13 protein-coding genes are annotated in these 14,919 nt (G+C 71.5%); 5 read left to right on the top strand and 8 right to left on the bottom strand.

Going from position 1 to position 14,919, the window contains the following annotated elements; genetic code table 11:
* Positions 1-10 precede the first annotated feature (10 nt).
* Positions 11-481 carry a MarR family winged helix-turn-helix transcriptional regulator gene (locus tag BN6_RS04680; protein ID WP_015098393.1) on the bottom strand — a complete coding sequence of 157 codons (471 nt, stop codon included), beginning with the start codon at positions 479-481 and terminating at the stop codon, positions 11-13.
* 58 nt (positions 482-539) lie between these two features.
* On the opposite strand from BN6_RS04680, the gene BN6_RS04675 reads away from it, so the two are divergent.
* Positions 540-1,394 carry an NmrA/HSCARG family protein gene (locus BN6_RS04675; protein WP_015098392.1) on the top strand — a complete coding sequence of 285 codons (855 nt, stop codon included), beginning with the start codon at positions 540-542 and terminating at the stop codon, positions 1,392-1,394.
* An 82-nt stretch (positions 1,395-1,476) separates the two neighbouring features.
* On the opposite strand, the gene nudC is transcribed toward BN6_RS04675, so the two are convergent.
* The 4 genes from nudC to BN6_RS04655 all read right to left on the bottom strand — a co-directional run bounded on the left by nudC (position 1,477) and on the right by BN6_RS04655 (position 6,991).
* Positions 1,477-2,436, bottom strand: coding sequence for an NAD(+) diphosphatase (gene nudC, locus BN6_RS04670; protein WP_015098391.1), 960 nt, complete (start codon positions 2,434-2,436; stop codon positions 1,477-1,479).
* Positions 2,433-3,821, bottom strand: coding sequence for a M16 family metallopeptidase (locus tag BN6_RS04665; RefSeq protein WP_015098390.1), 1,389 nt, complete (start codon positions 3,819-3,821; stop codon positions 2,433-2,435). The genes nudC and BN6_RS04665 overlap by 4 nt, the downstream gene beginning before the upstream one ends.
* The gene (locus BN6_RS04660; protein ID WP_015098389.1) at positions 3,818-5,131 is read right to left on the bottom strand and encodes a M16 family metallopeptidase; all 1,314 of its coding nucleotides are present in this window, start codon (positions 5,129-5,131) and stop codon (positions 3,818-3,820) included. The genes BN6_RS04665 and BN6_RS04660 overlap by 4 nt, the downstream gene beginning before the upstream one ends.
* A gap of 219 nt (positions 5,132-5,350) precedes the next feature.
* Positions 5,351-6,991, bottom strand: a complete 1,641-nt coding sequence (locus BN6_RS04655) for a DUF2207 domain-containing protein (RefSeq protein WP_015098388.1) — start codon at positions 6,989-6,991, stop codon at positions 5,351-5,353.
* Positions 6,992-7,285: 294 nt separating this feature from the next.
* Here BN6_RS04655 and BN6_RS04645 point away from each other — a divergent pair, with 294 nt between their 5' ends.
* Together BN6_RS04645 and BN6_RS04640 are read left to right on the top strand one after the other, a co-directional pair.
* Entirely contained in the window at positions 7,286-8,329 is a 1,044-nt protein-coding gene (locus tag BN6_RS04645) for a neutral zinc metallopeptidase (RefSeq protein WP_148302728.1), read from the top strand.
* A gap of 15 nt (positions 8,330-8,344) precedes the next feature.
* Entirely contained in the window at positions 8,345-9,241 is an 897-nt protein-coding gene (locus BN6_RS04640) for a neutral zinc metallopeptidase (RefSeq protein WP_015098386.1), read from the top strand.
* On the opposite strand, the gene BN6_RS04635 is transcribed toward BN6_RS04640, so the two are convergent.
* Positions 9,172-9,675 (bottom strand): hypothetical protein, encoded by a 504-nt coding sequence (locus BN6_RS04635; protein WP_015098385.1) that lies wholly within the window; start codon positions 9,673-9,675, stop codon positions 9,172-9,174. The genes BN6_RS04640 and BN6_RS04635 overlap by 70 nt on opposite strands.
* A 401-nt stretch (positions 9,676-10,076) precedes the next feature.
* On the opposite strand from BN6_RS04635, the gene BN6_RS04630 reads away from it, so the two are divergent.
* Positions 10,077-10,754, top strand: a complete 678-nt coding sequence (locus tag BN6_RS04630) for a response regulator transcription factor (protein WP_015098384.1) — start codon at positions 10,077-10,079, stop codon at positions 10,752-10,754.
* Complete coding sequence (locus BN6_RS04625) at positions 10,751-12,022, top strand: sensor histidine kinase (protein WP_015098383.1); 1,272 nt, start codon at positions 10,751-10,753, stop codon at positions 12,020-12,022. The genes BN6_RS04630 and BN6_RS04625 overlap by 4 nt, the downstream gene beginning before the upstream one ends.
* Positions 12,023-12,406: 384 nt before the next feature.
* Here BN6_RS04625 and BN6_RS04620 read toward each other — a convergent pair whose 3' ends face one another.
* Together BN6_RS04620 and BN6_RS04615 are read right to left on the bottom strand one after the other, a co-directional pair.
* Positions 12,407-13,483, bottom strand: coding sequence for a potassium channel family protein (locus tag BN6_RS04620; protein ID WP_015098382.1), 1,077 nt, complete (start codon positions 13,481-13,483; stop codon positions 12,407-12,409).
* The gene (locus BN6_RS04615) at positions 13,480-14,892 is read right to left on the bottom strand and encodes a M20/M25/M40 family metallo-hydrolase (RefSeq protein ID WP_015098381.1); all 1,413 of its coding nucleotides are present in this window, start codon (positions 14,890-14,892) and stop codon (positions 13,480-13,482) included. Before BN6_RS04615 ends, BN6_RS04620 begins: the two co-directional genes overlap by 4 nt.
* Positions 14,893-14,919 lie beyond the last annotated feature (27 nt).

Raw genomic sequence — 14,919 nt, 5'->3', positions numbered from 1 at the left:
TGTCCGCTGATCAGGTCGCGAACCGCTGCGCGTCCCACTTCCCGTGCGCCTCCAACAACTTCCGCCCGATCCGCTTGAGGTCGGCGACGTCCCGGTCGTTCAACGGCCCGGCGAACTCCTCGGCAACGGCGGCGCGGTAGGTGGGCGCGGTGGTGTCGTGGAGGACGTGCCGGCCCTCGTCGGTGAGCGCCGCGTAGACCACCCGCCGGTTGTCCGGCGGCTGCGACCGCTCCACCCAGCCGCGCCGGACGAGCCGTTCCACCAGGCGCGTCACCCCACTCGGGCTCACCGCGAGGAGTTCGGACAGCTCGGACATCGGCAGCCGCCCGCCCATGTCGATCCGGTAGAGCGCCTCGTGCTCCAGCAGCGAGCACCCGGCCGACGCCTCGACCCGCCCGCTCATGGCGACGCGCACCGCGTCCACACCCTGCTGCGTGTAGAGCCACGCCAGCATCTCGTCGCTCGGCTCGTCCCGGTTCACGGCCGCCACCCTACCAACTCGCTTGACTCAGGAATATTTTCAGTGTCAACCTTTGCCCATGGAACTGATCCTGGTGACCGGCGCGACCGGAGCCCAAGGCGGCGCGCTCGCCCGCCTCCTCCTCGACCGCGGCCACCCCGTCCGCGCCCTCACCCGCAACCCGGAAAGCCCCGCCGCGCACCAGCTCCGAGCCGCCGGAGCCGAGATCGCGCCCGGCGACTTCGACGACCCGACCTCCCTCAAACAAGCCCTGACCGGCGTCCGCTCCCTGTTCGCGGTGACCACCCCGTTCGGCACCGACACCGAAACCGAGGTCCGCCAAGGCATCGCCCTGCTGGACGCGGCCCACGAGGTGGACCACATCGTGTTCACCTCGGCGTCGAACGCCGACCGCTCCACCGGCATCCCGCACTTCGACAGCAAGCAGCGCATCGAGGACCACCTGACCGCCGGCGACGTCCGGTGGACGATCCTCGGCCCGGCCGCGTTCATCGATGACAAGTTCGGCGAGTGGACCCTCTCCGGCCTGCGGCGCGGCATGCTCGGCATGCCCATGCCGAGCGACCGCGAACTGCACGTGGTCGCCGTGCGCGACATCGCCGCGGTGGCCGCACTCGCGCTGGAACAGCCGACCCGCTTCACCGGCACCCGCCTGGACCTGGCCGGCGAAGCCATCACCCCGCACCGGATGGCGCAGGTCCTCACCGCCGCGATCGGCCGGCGGATCGACCACCGCCGCACGCCGATGGACATCGTGGAACGCCACTCGGCCGACCTGGCGGCGATGTTCCGCTACTTCACCGAGGTCGACACCGACATCGACCTGCCCCGCCTGCACGCGGCCCTGCCGGAGATCACCTGGCACACCTACGCCGAGATCGCCGCCGCCACGCCCTGGTCCGAACTCCTCTGACCCCGGAAGGACGACGCGGGCCGACCCACCAGGGCCGGCCCGCGCCACACACCACCGTCACCAACGTCATGACCCGCAACAGCTAGTCGCCGACCGCCGCCCAGGACTGGATCATCCGGTACGCGATCGACGCCCCCGGCGCGAGCAGCAGATCGGGCACGCTGCCCGGCACCGCCAGCGCCTGCCGCACCTCGGCCCGCGTGACCCACTTCGCCTGCGCGATCTCCCCGTCGGCCAACCGCAACGGCTCGCCCGGATCCCCGACCGCCTGGAACCCGACCATCAGCGAGCGGGGGAACGGCCACGGCTGGCTGCCCAGGTAGCCGATGGCGGACACCGCGACGCCCACCTCCTCGGCGATCTCCCGAGCGACGCAGGCCTCCAACGACTCGCCCGCCTCCACGAACCCGGCCAGCACCGAGTACCGCCCCTCGGGCCACCCCTCGCCGCGCGCGAGCAGCACCTGGTCGGCGCCGTCGTGCACCAGGCAGATCACCGCGGCATCGGTGCGCGGGTACTCCTCGCGCCCGCACTGCGAGCACACCCGCACCCACCCGGCCTTGACAGCCTGCTTGCCGCCACCGCACACCGCGCAGAACTTCGCCGTCCGGTGCCAGTTGAACAACGCCACCGCCGACGTGAACAGCCCCGCGCCGGTGTCGTCCAACAACGCCCCGCACGCCCGCAGGTCCAGCCACTGCGGCTCGTCGGTCAAATCCGCGCCGAACCAGGCCCGCCCGGCCGGCGCGGCCGGGCCGCCCTCGGCTTCGGCCTCGGCGAGCAGCACCGCCCAGTACGCGACGCCGTCCTGCTCGCCGAGCAGGACCGCGCCCTCGGGCGGCTCGTCGCCGAACTCGGTGGCGGGCCGGTCGACCAGGCGCGACGCCCGATCGGCCACCAGCGTCCGCCCGTGGGCGTCGACCGTGATGACCCGAGCCTTGGGCCACATCTGCAGGAGCCGCTCCGCGTCACCGCGCAACGGCTCCTGCCGGTCCACCGTGAACCGTGACAGCGCCGGCAGCTCCACCAGCTCGAAGCTCACGGCAGGCTGACCCCGCCCAACGACCGCAGCTGCGGCGCGAGCAGCTCCGCGTCACCCACCAGGACCCCGGTGAACGCGCTCGGCGCGAAGAACTCCAGCGCCGCCGCCGCGACCTGTTCCACGGTGACCGCGGCCAACCGCGCGGGGTGCCCGGCGAACCACTCGATGTCCAGGCCCAGCGCGGCGAGGTTCACCAGGAACGACGCCAGCCCGCCCTGCGACGAGGTCGCGGTCAGCAGCGACCCGATCGCGTACCGCCGAGCGGTGTCCACCTCGGACTCCGACGGCGGCACCAGGCCCAGCCGGCCCAGCTCGTAGCGGGTCTCCAGCAGCGCGGCCGCGGTCACCTCGCTCGCCGTGTCCGCGTCGACCAGGATCGCCGCGCCCTCCGGCGTGAACTCCGGGTGCGACCGCGCGCTGTAGGTGTAGCCCTTGTCCTCGCGGATGTTCTCCACCAGTCGCGAGGAGAAGAACCCGCCGAACACCAGGTTCGCGACCTGCAACGCCGGGTACCGCGGGTCGGTGCGCACCAGCCCGCGCCCGGCCAGCCGGATCTGCGACTGGACCGCACCGGCCCGGTGCACCAGCAGGACGTCCCCGCCGCGCACCTCGGGCAGCGGCGACAGCGACACCGCGGTGCCCTCGCCGGTCCACCCGCCGAGCGCGCCCTCGACCGCCCGCACGGCGGCGTCCGGCTCGATGTCGCCGACGACCACCAGGACGGAGCCGCGCGGCAGCACCGCCGCCGCGTGCAGCGCCAGCACGTCGTCCCGGCCGACCTCGGCGACCTCCTCGGCCTCCGGCATCTCCTTGGCGAACGGGTGGTCGCCGTACAGGTGGCGCTGCAACGCCTCCCGCGCGATCACGTTCGGCTGCGACCGCGCCAGCCGGATCCGCTCGACCAGCCGCGCCCGCTCCCGCTCGACCTCCTCGACCGGGTAGGTCGCACCGGTCAGCGCGTCCCGCAGCACGTCCAGCACGGTGTCCAGCCCGGACACCAGGGCGTTGCCGGAGAACGCCAGGCGCTCCGGGTCGACCACCGCGTCCAGCTCGCCGCCGACCAGCGCCAGCTCGGTGTCCACGGCCACCCGGCTGCGCGTCGCGGTGCCGGTGAGCACGGTGTTGGCCAGCACCTCGGCCCGCGCCGCGTGCGTCGAGCCCACGCTGGAGGACGCCGGGTCCCCGAACGGGATCCGCAGCCGCACCTCCACCAGCGGCACCGACGACCGGCGCACCGCGATCACCCGCAGCCCGTTGGCCAGCACGGTGTCCACCGAGGACAGGTCCGCGGCGGCCCGCTGGTCGCCCAGCTCCGGGAGCGGACGCGGCCCCTGCTCCGTGCGACCGATCTCCTCGGCGCTGCGGTGCGTCGTCGGGGCGCTCACTCGGTACCTCCGTTGTCAGCAGCCGTGCCGGCCTCGGCGACGGCGGGGTTGAGGATCAGCACGGCCCGCGAGTCCGGCCGCAACGCCTTGGCCGCCGCGGCGACCTCGTCGGTGGTGATCGCGGCCAGCTTGTCCGGCAGCTCGTAGAGCAGTTCGGCGCGGCCGAACAGCAGCTCCGCCGAGCCCAGGCCGAGCGTGCGGCTGGTCAGCCGGTCGTGCTCGCGGTGCATGGTCGACACCCAGCGGGCGGTGACCTTCGCCAGCTCCTGCTCCGTCGGCCCTTCCTCGGCCAGCTTCAGCAGCTCCTCGTCCACCGCCGCGACGACCTGGTCGGACGTGATGTCCGGCGGGTGGATCGCGGTGACGTTGAACGTGTCCGGGTCGCGCGCCTCCAGCGGACCGAAGAGCCCGCACCCGGCACCGACGTCGACCACGATCGCGTCCTGGTGGACCAGCCGCTGCTGGAGCCGGGACCCGTCGCCGTCGGTGAGCACGCCCGCGAGCACCAGGTAGGACAGGTAGCCCTCGACGTCGTTCACCGGGTCGGGGATGCGGTACCCCAACGCGATGGCGGGCATCGGTGCGTGCTTGTCCGAGTGCTCGGCGCGCAGCTCACCCTTCGGCGGCGCTTCCGCGAACGACGGCCGCTCCGGCACGGGACGCGCGGGCACGTCCCCGAAGTGCTTCTCCACCAACTCCTTGGCGATCTCGGGTCGGAAATCGCCCGCGACGGTCAACACCGCGTTGCCCGGCGCGTAGTAGGTGTCGAAGAACGCGGCGCAGTCGTCGACCGTCGCGTTCTCCAGGTCGGTGAAGTCTCCGTAGCCGTTGTGGGCGTTCGGGAAGGTCTGGAACAGGACCGGCGGCAGCAGGATCCAGGGGAACCCGCCGTACGGCCGGTTGAGCACGTTGAGTCGGATTTCCTCCTTCACCACGTCGATTTGATTCCGCAGGTTCTCTTCGGTGAGCTTCGGCGCACGCATGCGGTCCGCCTCCAGGAACAACGCCCGCTCCAAAGCGGCGGACGGCAGCACCTGGTAGTAGTCGGTGTAGTCGGGGTGGGTCGACCCGTTGAACGTGCCGCCCGAGGACTGCACGTGACGGAAGTGAGCGAGCTTCTCCAAGCTCTCACTGCCCTGGAACATCAGGTGCTCGAACAGGTGCGCGAACCCTGTCCGGCCTTCCGGCTCCGAGCGGAATCCCACGTCGTAATGCACGCTCACCCCGACGACCGGGGCGCTCGGGTCTGGGGCGAGCACCACCCGCAGGCCGTTGGGAAGCGTGAACCTGTGCAGTTCGGGTAGCGCCATGGAAGCAGCCTACGGGCTACCGACCCGATGAGGCCCACAGGTGGCCTGCCCGGACCAACGCCCGTGTCCGCCCGTGGCGAACCGGGCGCGTTCCCACACCCCGGGACACCGACGACCGTCCCGGCCGGCCGACTCCGCTGCCCGTCGGAGCCGTCTGGTGGGACGGGTCAATTGTCGAACAAGGGTTCGAATGAAGGCAAGATCACCATCGGGTGAACGTCAGCCGCGGAGCGACCTCAGGTGCCCGGCCTGGGCCAGCACCCCGTCCACCGCGCCCAGGAAAGCCGGGAACCGCTGGGCGAATCGCCGCAGGTCACCGGCCTGCTCGGCCTCGCCGAACCAGTACAGCCCGGACCGGGTGCCGGCGAAAGCGCCGAGCCACCGCTCCGTCTCGCCCAACACGACCGCGTAAGGCAACGACCGCGAGAACACCATCTCCCGATCCGCCTCGGGGATGTCATTGGGCGTCGCAGAGACCAGATATCCGCGCAAGCCGCGCACGTGCTCCAACAGCACACTGCCCCGCTTGGTACGCGCGGGCATCGACCGCGCGCCCAACGCCAAAGCGATGCCGGCGACCGCCACCACCAACCCGAACAATGCGGGTCCGGTGATCAACACGAGCAGCACGGTGACACCGACGCCCAGGACGGTCAGCGCGATCCCGACCCACCACCACAGGCTGCGCTCGGCGTCCGGCCGCCGTACGAACCAGTTCTTGGCGACGACGTCGGCGTACAGCTCGTCGCGCACCTTCGCGAGGTCGATCCGACGGCTGCGCAACTCCGACAGCAGCACGACGTCCACACCGTCCGGGAGGATCGCGGCGTACACGGCGCGCTCGTACCCGGACAGCGACGTGTCGGCGGGATTGCGGCGCACGAACCGCCAGTCGATCCCGTCGACCTCCTCGATCCACAGGTAGTTGCGCACGGCGAGGTCGACGATCGTCGCCGTCACGTCCACGACGTCGACGTGCTCGTCCACCACGGTCCCGACCTGGCCCGGCAGCACGCCGTCCGGGGAGGCGAAGGCCATGTGCCCGGACGGGTCGGACACCAGCACGTTCACCGGTCCGACCTCGCCCGCCAACGCCCGCGAGTCCCGGCCGCGCAGGTACCACAGCAGCAGCACGCCGCCGAGCAGCAGCAGCGCCAGGCCGCCCAGCACGGCGGCGCTCAACGGGGTCAGCGCGAAGGCCGCGGCGAGCCCCGACGTCTCCTCGATCCGGGCGTTCGGTGGCGCCGCGCCGTCCTGCAGCCCGACCGCCACGTCGATACGCTCACCTGCGGGAAGGCCGATTTCGGTGGCCCGCACGCCACGTCCGTCGCCGAGTTCGGCGGTCGTGCACGGCTTGGCCGTACCGGGCGTGCCGGCCAGGCAGTTCACCGACTTGGGGGCATCCGGCGTGATGACCGAGACCTTCACCGAGTCCAGCGCGGTGTCCCAGCCGCTCGCCGGCTGCCACCGCAGCTCCAGGGAGTCGCCGATCTGGGCGACCGCGCCCACCACGGAGTACGTGACGGTGGAAGTGCCCGCCTCCAACGCGATGGTGAGGTCGTCAGCAGTCGTCGTCGCGGCGCCCTTGCCGTTGACGGCCGCGCCTTCGACCTCGAACACCCGGTCACGCGTGTCGCTGACCGCGATCCGCAGTGGGACCACCCGTTTGGCGGTCCTGCCTTCGGGGACGGTGACGACCTCCGTCACGGACAGCTTGCCGTCGCGCTCCAACTTGAGGCGCACGTCGGCGCCGACCGTGCCGGGCAGCCCCACCTGGCTGCCCGGCTGCGCCGTCGCCGTGCCGGTGACCGTGCACAGCGCGGCGGCGCAGATGACCGCCGCTCCCCAGTTTTTCAACACGGCCGCGGAGAATAGCGGAGTCCGCCTATGCTTCAGTGCTGATTCGGGCATCCGCGATATGGGGGACGACCAGCGATGACGCAACCACCGCCGCCGGGTGGCTGGCCGCCGCCACGACCGGTCGGGCCGCCGCCCATGCCCGCTCCGCTGACCCCCCAACCGACTCGTCCGTGGCCGACCCAGCAGCCGCAGCAGCCCCCGCCCCAGCAGCCGCAGCAGATGCCCCCGCCGCAGCAGGTGCCGCCCACCCAGCAGTGGCCGCAACAACCACCCCATCAGGTGATGCCACCGCCGATGGCCGCGCCGCAGCCGCCGCCGGTGAACTGGGGCCCGCAGCCCGGCTGGGGCCCCGGCGGGCCATACATGCCGCCGCCGCGGAAGAAGAGCAAAGGACCGCTCGTCGCGGGCGTGGTGATCGCGGTCGTCGTGCTGGGTATTGCGGCGGTCGGGATCGCCATCGCGACCAGCAAACGCAAAAGCGTGAACGACTCTGCCTATTCGGGTTACTCCAGCTACTCGTACACGTACGAAACGACCACAACGACCGAGACCACCACGACGACCACTACGACGTCGTCCACCAAGTCGACGTCGACCAGTTCCACCAAAGCCGGCCCCAAAGCCGTGATCGCACTGGGCGACAACCCGATTCACGCCGGCGGCCTGGGCGCGTTCAACATCGACGGTTGCGCGCTGCCGGGGATGAACTACTCGCCCGCCGGCCAGGACCAGTTCCTGCGCGCCGCGCTGCCGTGCATCGAGGCGATGTGGAAGCCGTCGTTCCAGAAGGCGAACCTGCCCTACCAGCCGGTCGAACTGGTCATGGTGACCTCGCAGATCACGAACACGTGCGGCTCGATGGGTCCGGATCGCACCGCGATGTACTGCGACGGCACGATCTATTGGACGCCTAACCACTACGCGAGCGAGCAGGGTTCTTCGAACCCGAACCACCCCGGTAAGTACCTCGGGCAATTGGCGCACGAGTACGGGCACCACATCCAGTGGTTGTCCGGCATCCTGCGCGCCTCCAGTCAGGCGCAGTACGAGAAGGGCGGGTGGGACACCGATGCCGGCCTCGACCTCAACCGGCGCAAGGAGCTCCAAGCGACCTGCTTCGGCGGTATGACGCTGGCTCCGCTCTCGCACGGCGCGGTGCCCGGTGACGTGATCTCAGTGGCGCTGACGGACGCGGGCAACCGCGGCGACTACCCCATCTACCCCAACCGTGATCACGGCGCGCCGGAACGTAACGCCGCTTGGGTCAACCACGGGTTCGAGAACAACGAAACGAGCGCGTGCAACACTTGGCTCGCGAGCGCGGCGGACGTCAGCTGACCCGACTGGAGGACCGTGCACACGCCCGAGGAGCCCAAGAACAACCCGATCGTCCTCATCGGCGTGTTCTCGTTGATCGTTTCGTGTGTGCTCGGCCTCGGCCTGCTCACCCAGGTGGACACCAACCGGCGGATCAGCGGCAGGCCGGTCGCGGCACCCCAGGCGCCGGGCTCGCCGACCACGACCGAGCAGCCGCGGCCCCGTGCGGTGCACCGACTCGCCGACCACCCGTTCCTGACCACTCCGGTGCGCGTGGCGGGCGCGACGTGCGCGATGCCCGCGTTCGGGGTGTCGGACGCGGAACTCTCCGCCTACTACACGGCCGGTGTGGCGTGTCTGGACCTGGCATGGCGGCCCGCGTTGGAGCAGGGGAACCTGCCGTTCGACACACCGAAGCTGGACGCCTCGCCGGACCTTAAGGACGGTCCATGCGGTTCCGCTCCGGCGGAGACCGAGGCGGTCGCGTACTACTGCGGACGCAACCGGACCATCTACATGCCCACGTCACGGCTGCGTGACAACGGCGGCGGTGACCATCCGGCGACGCACCTCGCGACGTTGGCTCACGAGTACGGGCACCACGTACAGGCGCTGACCGGCATGCTGCGCGCTGCGGACAGCAAGATCGTCGACGCGGGCGAGGAGACTCCGGCCGGGCTGGAGATGTCCCGCCGGATCGAGTTGCAGGCCAACTGCTTCGCCGGGATGTTCCTGACCGCGGTGTCCGGGTCGATCGGCGCGGAACTGGCGCAGGAGGCGACGGACGATTTCCAGTACGCCGTCGAGGAGCCGGCGGACAAGAACGCGCACGGCAGTCCGGCCAACCAGGCGGAGTGGGCGTCTTACGGCTTCACCGGGGGCGTCACGACGTCGTGCAACACGTTCACGGCTTCGCCGGAGGCTGTCGCCTGACCGGGCGCCTGACCGGGCGCCTGACCGGGTCTGCCGAGCAGGTAGGAGTACAGGCCGCCGGCGAGGCCGCTGAGGCAGACGAGCATCGCGGCCAATCTCGAGTCGAACGGCGCTGAGACCGGGGCGCTGCCGGCCATCTGGACGGTGAAGTCGCCGTTGGTGTCCTCGGGGAGCACGACCTCGACCACTTCTCCTTGGCGGTGGCCGCAGCCGTCGAGCTTGGCGGTGCGGTTCTGGTCGCCGACCTCGACCTCGATGCGGTCGTAGGTGTCGGAGCCGCCGCAGGGTGCCGGTGTCACCACGGTCGCCTGGGCTCGCCGGACCTCGGCCGATGCGCCACCCGGCCACCAGAGCGCGACCGCCGTCGCGACCCCCGCCAGTCCGATGACCAGCAGGATCAGCGCCCCTCTGACTGGGCCGAGCCGAACCGCCACAGGGTGGATGGTCGCAGACCGGGTGTCGTCTTGTCGTGGGGCCGGGCCGGTGTTCCACCGCCCGCCACATCACCCGAAAGTGATCTTGACCATTGTCGAACACTTGTTCGAAGATGAATCCATGCACAAATCGACACCCGACCACGCGATCGGTCGCCGGCCGCCTGCCTCGATCGCGCCCACCGTCCACACCAGACGCAGCTCCGACCCGGCCGCCGACCCATGACCGCACGCCTGGGTGCCCCTCTCGTTCGGGGCGCTCGGCGGTCCGGGTCCTGCCCGGCCCGGTCCGCACACCGCGCGTGCCGTTCCCACTTCTCCAGACCGACTGTCCGGCCATTTGCCTGAACGCAGGCTGAAGACGCGGGCGGGGCCCTGCTCCCACCGCGCAGAATGAGGAGGTGTCGACTGCTGCCAGGGTGTTGGTGATCGAAGACGCGGAGGCCATCGGCGCCGCGGTGAGCTCGGCCCTGCGCGATGCGGGCTACCAGGTCCAGGTCCGTCCGGACGGCCGGGACTTGGAGGGCGAGCTCACCCGGTTCCGGCCCGACCTGGTGGTGCTGGACGTGATGCTGCCGGGCCGGGACGGGTTCATGCTGCTGGAGGTCATCCGGCGCACCAGCGGGGCGGGCGTGGTCATGCTGACGGCCCGGGACGGTGTGGTGGACCGGTTGCGCGGGCTCGACCGGGGCGCGGACGACTACGTGGTGAAGCCGTTCGTGCTGGCCGAACTGGTGGCCAGGGTCAGTGCGGTGCTGCGGAGGCTGGGCCGCACGCCGTCGACCGTGCAGATCGGCGACCTGGTGGTGGACGCCGACTCGGCCGTGGTGCTGCGCGGGGGCGCCCCCGTGGAGCTGACAGCGACCGAGCTGCGGCTGCTGCGCTACCTGGCCGCCCAGCGCGGGCGGGTGGTCGGCAAGACGCAGATCCTGACCGCGGTGTGGGGTTACGAGGACTACGACCCCAACCTGGTCGAGGTGCACGTCAGCGCGCTGCGACGGAAGCTGGAGGAGCACGGGCCCCGCTTGCTGCACACCGTGCGGGGGTTGGGGTACGTGTTGCGAGCGGAAGACTCGTGAACCTCCGCACGGTGTCGCTGCGGCGTCGGGTCACGGTCTCGGCGATCGCCGTGCTGGGCATCGTCCTGGTCGCGCTGGTGCTGGTGGTGGACGCCATGTTCATGTCGCAGTCGGTGCAGGACGTGGAGACCACTCTGCTGGACAAGTCCCGCAACGCGCAGACGCTGGTGAAGCAGCAGCGGGTGCGCGGGGCGGAGCTGGTGAACCGGCTGGAAGGTCGGGGCGTGCAGGCTCGGCTGGTGATGCCGGACGGCACGGAGCACGGCCACCTGCCGGCCGACGAGGTGACCAACAAGGTCACCCGTGACCTGCCGGACGGGTCGACCATCACGCTCTACGTCGAGTCGTCGGTGATCACCGTCGCACAGACCCGCCTGCGCCGGTTGCTGCTGCTGGTCGGCTTCGGCTCGCTGGCGGTGACGGCGGTGGCGCTGGTGTGGGTGGTGCGGCGGGCGTTGGCTCCGTTGGACTCGATGACCACGCTGGCCCGGTCGATCGCGCGAGGCGACCGGGGGCACCGGCTGAACCCCGCACGAACGGACAACGAGCTCGGTCGGACGGCGGCCGCGTTCGACGACATGCTCGACTCACTGGAGGGATCAGAGGAACGAACCAAGAGATTCGTCGCGGACGCGGCGCATGAACTGAGGACACCGATCGCGGGCGTGCAGGCCGTGTCCGAGGCGTTGATGCAGACCGGCAGCGCCGAGGAGCGCGAACGCCTCAACCTGCTCCTGGTGCGGGAGTCCCGCCGGGCCGGACGCCTGGTGGACGACCTGCTGGCGTTGGCCCGCATCGACGCCGGCCTGGAACTGCACCGGGAACGGGTGGACCTGTTGGCGTTGGCGGAAGCCGAGGTCGGACGTGCCCGGCTCCTGGCTCCCGAGTTCGACATCGCGGCCGAGGGCGAGTCGGCCTACGTGTCAGGCGATCCGCAGCGCCTGGCGCAGGTCCTGGCGAACCTGGCCGACAACGCCCGACAGGCCACCGGGCCGTCCGGTCGGGTGCGGGTGCGCGTGTCGACCGTGGGCAGCTACGCGTGGCTGGTGGTGTCCGACAACGGGCCGGGCGTTCCCCCGGACGAACGCGACCGCATCTTCGACCGCCTGGTCCGCTTGGACGAGGCCCGCGACCGCCGCTCCGGTGGTTCCGGCCTCGGCCTCTCCATCGCTCGCGGCGTGGTCCGAGCCCACGGCGGCGAACTGTCCTGCATCGACCCGGACGGCCCCGGCGCAGCCTTCCAGGTCCGCATCCCGCTGGCCGACTAGCCACACCCCGCCGCCAGGCGCGGCCTACCGAATCCCGCCGCCGAACCCACGCCGCCGAAGCGCCGGCTGCCGAACCTCTGCCTGCCACGACAGTCCGCCACCACGGTCCTGCCGGACCGCGCCAACCTCGCCCGCACCGGCCAGGCCCTGCCCTGCCGCTGATCCTGCCCTGCCGCTCATCCAGCCCTGCCGTTGACCCGGCCGCCCCAGCTGGATCAGGCCCCGGCAGCGCCCGCCGGGTGGACCCGACTTGCTGGACCGCGCCTGCTGGACCGCGCCAGTCGGGCTCGGACGGCGCCTGCCGGGCTCAGGCCGGCGGACAGGGCCCGCAGGCGGGGTCTGGCCGTCGCGCCGGGGGTGCGACGGCTTGGGGCGGGTGGGGGGCTAGCGGGGGTCTGCTTCCTTGGGTGGGGTGACCTTCTTGACGTACAGGAGGCGGTCGCCGGCTTCTACGGCGTCGGCTTCCGGGGCGTCTACGCGGTACAGGGTTCCGGCGCGCACGACGCCCAGCACGATGTCGGGCAGGTGGCGGGGTGAGCCGCCGATCTCGGACGGTTCGACGTCGCGTTCCGCGATCGCCAGGCCCGCGTCCGGGGTGAGCAGGTCCTCGACCATGTCGACCACGGACGGGGTGGCGGTGGCCATGCCCAGCAGGCGGCCGGCCGTCTCGCTGGAGACGACCACCGAGTCGGCACCGGACTGGCGCAGGAGGTGTTCGTTCTCGCGTTCCCGGACCGAGGCGACCACCTGCGCCTTCGGGGCGAGTTCGCGGGCGGTGAGGGTGACCAGGACCGACGTGTCGTCGCGGTTCGCGGCCACGACCACCGCCCGCGCCTTGGGCACGCCGGCGACCCGCAGGACGTCGTTGCTGGTACCCGTGCCGTGCACGGTGACCAGGCCGATGGCGGAGGCCGCGTCGAGGGCTTCCTGCGACGTGTCCACCACGACGATGGAGCCCGGCTCCATGCCGTCGCCCATCAACGCGCTGACGGCGGAACGTCCCTTCGTCCCGTACCCGACGACGACCACGTGGTCCCGCACCTTCGTCCTCCACTTCTGGATCCGCAGCGCCTGCCGCGAACGTTCGGTGAGCACTTCGAGTGTGGTGCCGACCAGGACGATCAGGAACAACACACGGAGAGGGGTGATGACCAGGACGTTGACCAACCGCGCCGACGAACTCGCGGGCGTGATGTCGCCGTAGCCGGTGGTGGAGAGCGACACCGTCGCGTAGTACACCGCGTCGAGGAACGACAGGCCGTCGTCGTTGACGTCGCGGTAGCCGTCGCGGTCGAAGTACACGATCAGCACTGCGGCCATGAGCGCGGCCAGCGCGCCGATGACGCGTTTCGCGATCGCCTGGACCGGGCTCTGCACCGTGTCCGGCATGCGGACCACACCCACCAGGGTGTGTCCGGGCCGTTCGCTGAGCGGCTCGCCCTGGTGGAACCGGCGGATCATGACAGCCTCTCCGGGAGTAGCCGCCAGAGGCGGGCTGCTGCTTCCGCGCCGCGAAGCAGCAGCGGCACGACGACGCGCTCGTTGGGCGCGTGGATGCGATCATCCGGCAACGTCGCGCCCAGGTACACGACCGGCACGCCGATCCGTTGCCGCAGCAGTGCCGCGGGGCCGCTGCCGCCGGTGCGGCTGAACCGGACCGGCTGCTCGAACGCGGCTTCCAGCGCCTCCTTGACCGCGCGCACGGCCGGGTGGTCGACGGGCATCGCGTACGGCGGTGTGCCGTCGCCGCGCGGGATGATCTCGGCGCTCAGGCCGGGCGGGGTGTGGGCGTCGACGAACTCGCGGAGTGCGTCGGCGATGCGCTCCGGCCGCTGGTCGGGCACCAGGCGGAACGACAGCTTCACCGCGGCCCGGGACGGGACGATGGTCTTGAGGCCCGGTCCGGCGTAGCCGCCGAGGATGCCGTTGACCTCGGCGGTCGGGCGCACCCACACGCGTTCGAGGGTCGACCAGCCTTCCTCGCCCGCTTCGGCCTGGGCGCCGCCGGAGTTGGCGAGCCACACGTCCTGGTCGAACGGGAGGGTGGCGTAGTCGGCGCGTTCGGCGGCGGTCGGCTCGATGACGTCCGCGTAGAAGCCGGGCAGTCGCACCCTGCCCTGGTCGTCGTGCAGTGCGGCGACCAGGCGGGCGATGGCGGTGGCCGGGTTCGGCACGCTGCCGCCCGCGCGGCCGGAGTGGACGTCCGCGGTGCCGCCGGTGAACACGACCTCTGCTCCGTAGAGGCCGCGCTGGCCGGTGCAGATCGTCGGTGCGTCACGCGCGTAGAGCGGTGTGTCGGTGAAGACGACGAGGTCGCACGCGAGGTCGTCGACGTGGTCGTCGAGCAGGCGGGTCAGGTTCGGGGACCCTGACTCCTCTTCGCCTTCCACGAACAGCTTGATCGTCACCGACGGGTGGTCGGCGCGCAGGGCGGCGAGGTGCGCTTTGACGCCGAGCAGGTGCATGGCGACCTGGCCCTTGTCGTCGCTGGCGCCGCGGCCGAACAGCTCCTCGCCGACCAGGGTTCCCTCGAACGGCGGGTAGTGCCACTGCTCGACCGGGTCGACGGGCTGCACGTCGTGGTGGCCGTAGACCAGCACGACCGGCGCGTCGGGGTCGGCGGCGGGCAGGCACGCGTACACGGCGGGCAGCGCGCCGGAGCCGGACCACACCTGGACGTCGGGCCAGCCGTCGCGGCGCAGCGCGTCGGCGAGCCACCGGGCGGAGCGCGCCACGTCCTCGTGGTGCGCCGGGTCGGTGCCGATCGACGGGATGGACAGCCACTCCCGCAGGTCCGCGACGAAGTCGTCGGCGAAAGCGGCCACCGCGGCGCGCTCGGGATGTTCGGGATTTTCCGGATCACCACTCACGGTGCCGGAGGATAACCCTGGGCGGGC

It is taken from the genome of Saccharothrix espanaensis DSM 44229, assembly GCF_000328705.1.
Taxonomy (GTDB): Bacteria; Actinomycetota; Actinomycetes; order Mycobacteriales; family Pseudonocardiaceae; genus Actinosynnema; species Actinosynnema espanaense.
The sequence above is the reverse complement of the archived record's forward strand: the minus strand, read 5'-3'. Positions and strand labels throughout refer to the sequence as shown.

Excerpts from the sequence above, each read along its gene's own strand:
- BN6_RS04675 (WP_015098392.1), top strand. The coding sequence starts at position 540 with ATGGAACTGATCCTGGTGACCGGCGCGACCGGAGCCCAAGGCGGCGCG.
- BN6_RS04660 (WP_015098389.1), bottom strand. The coding sequence starts at position 5,131 with ATGGCGCTACCCGAACTGCACAGGTTCACGCTTCCCAACGGCCTGCGG.
- BN6_RS04645 (WP_148302728.1), top strand. The coding sequence starts at position 7,286 with ATGGCCGCGCCGCAGCCGCCGCCGGTGAACTGGGGCCCGCAGCCCGGC.
- BN6_RS04620 (WP_015098382.1), bottom strand. The coding sequence starts at position 13,483 with ATGATCCGCCGGTTCCACCAGGGCGAGCCGCTCAGCGAACGGCCCGGA.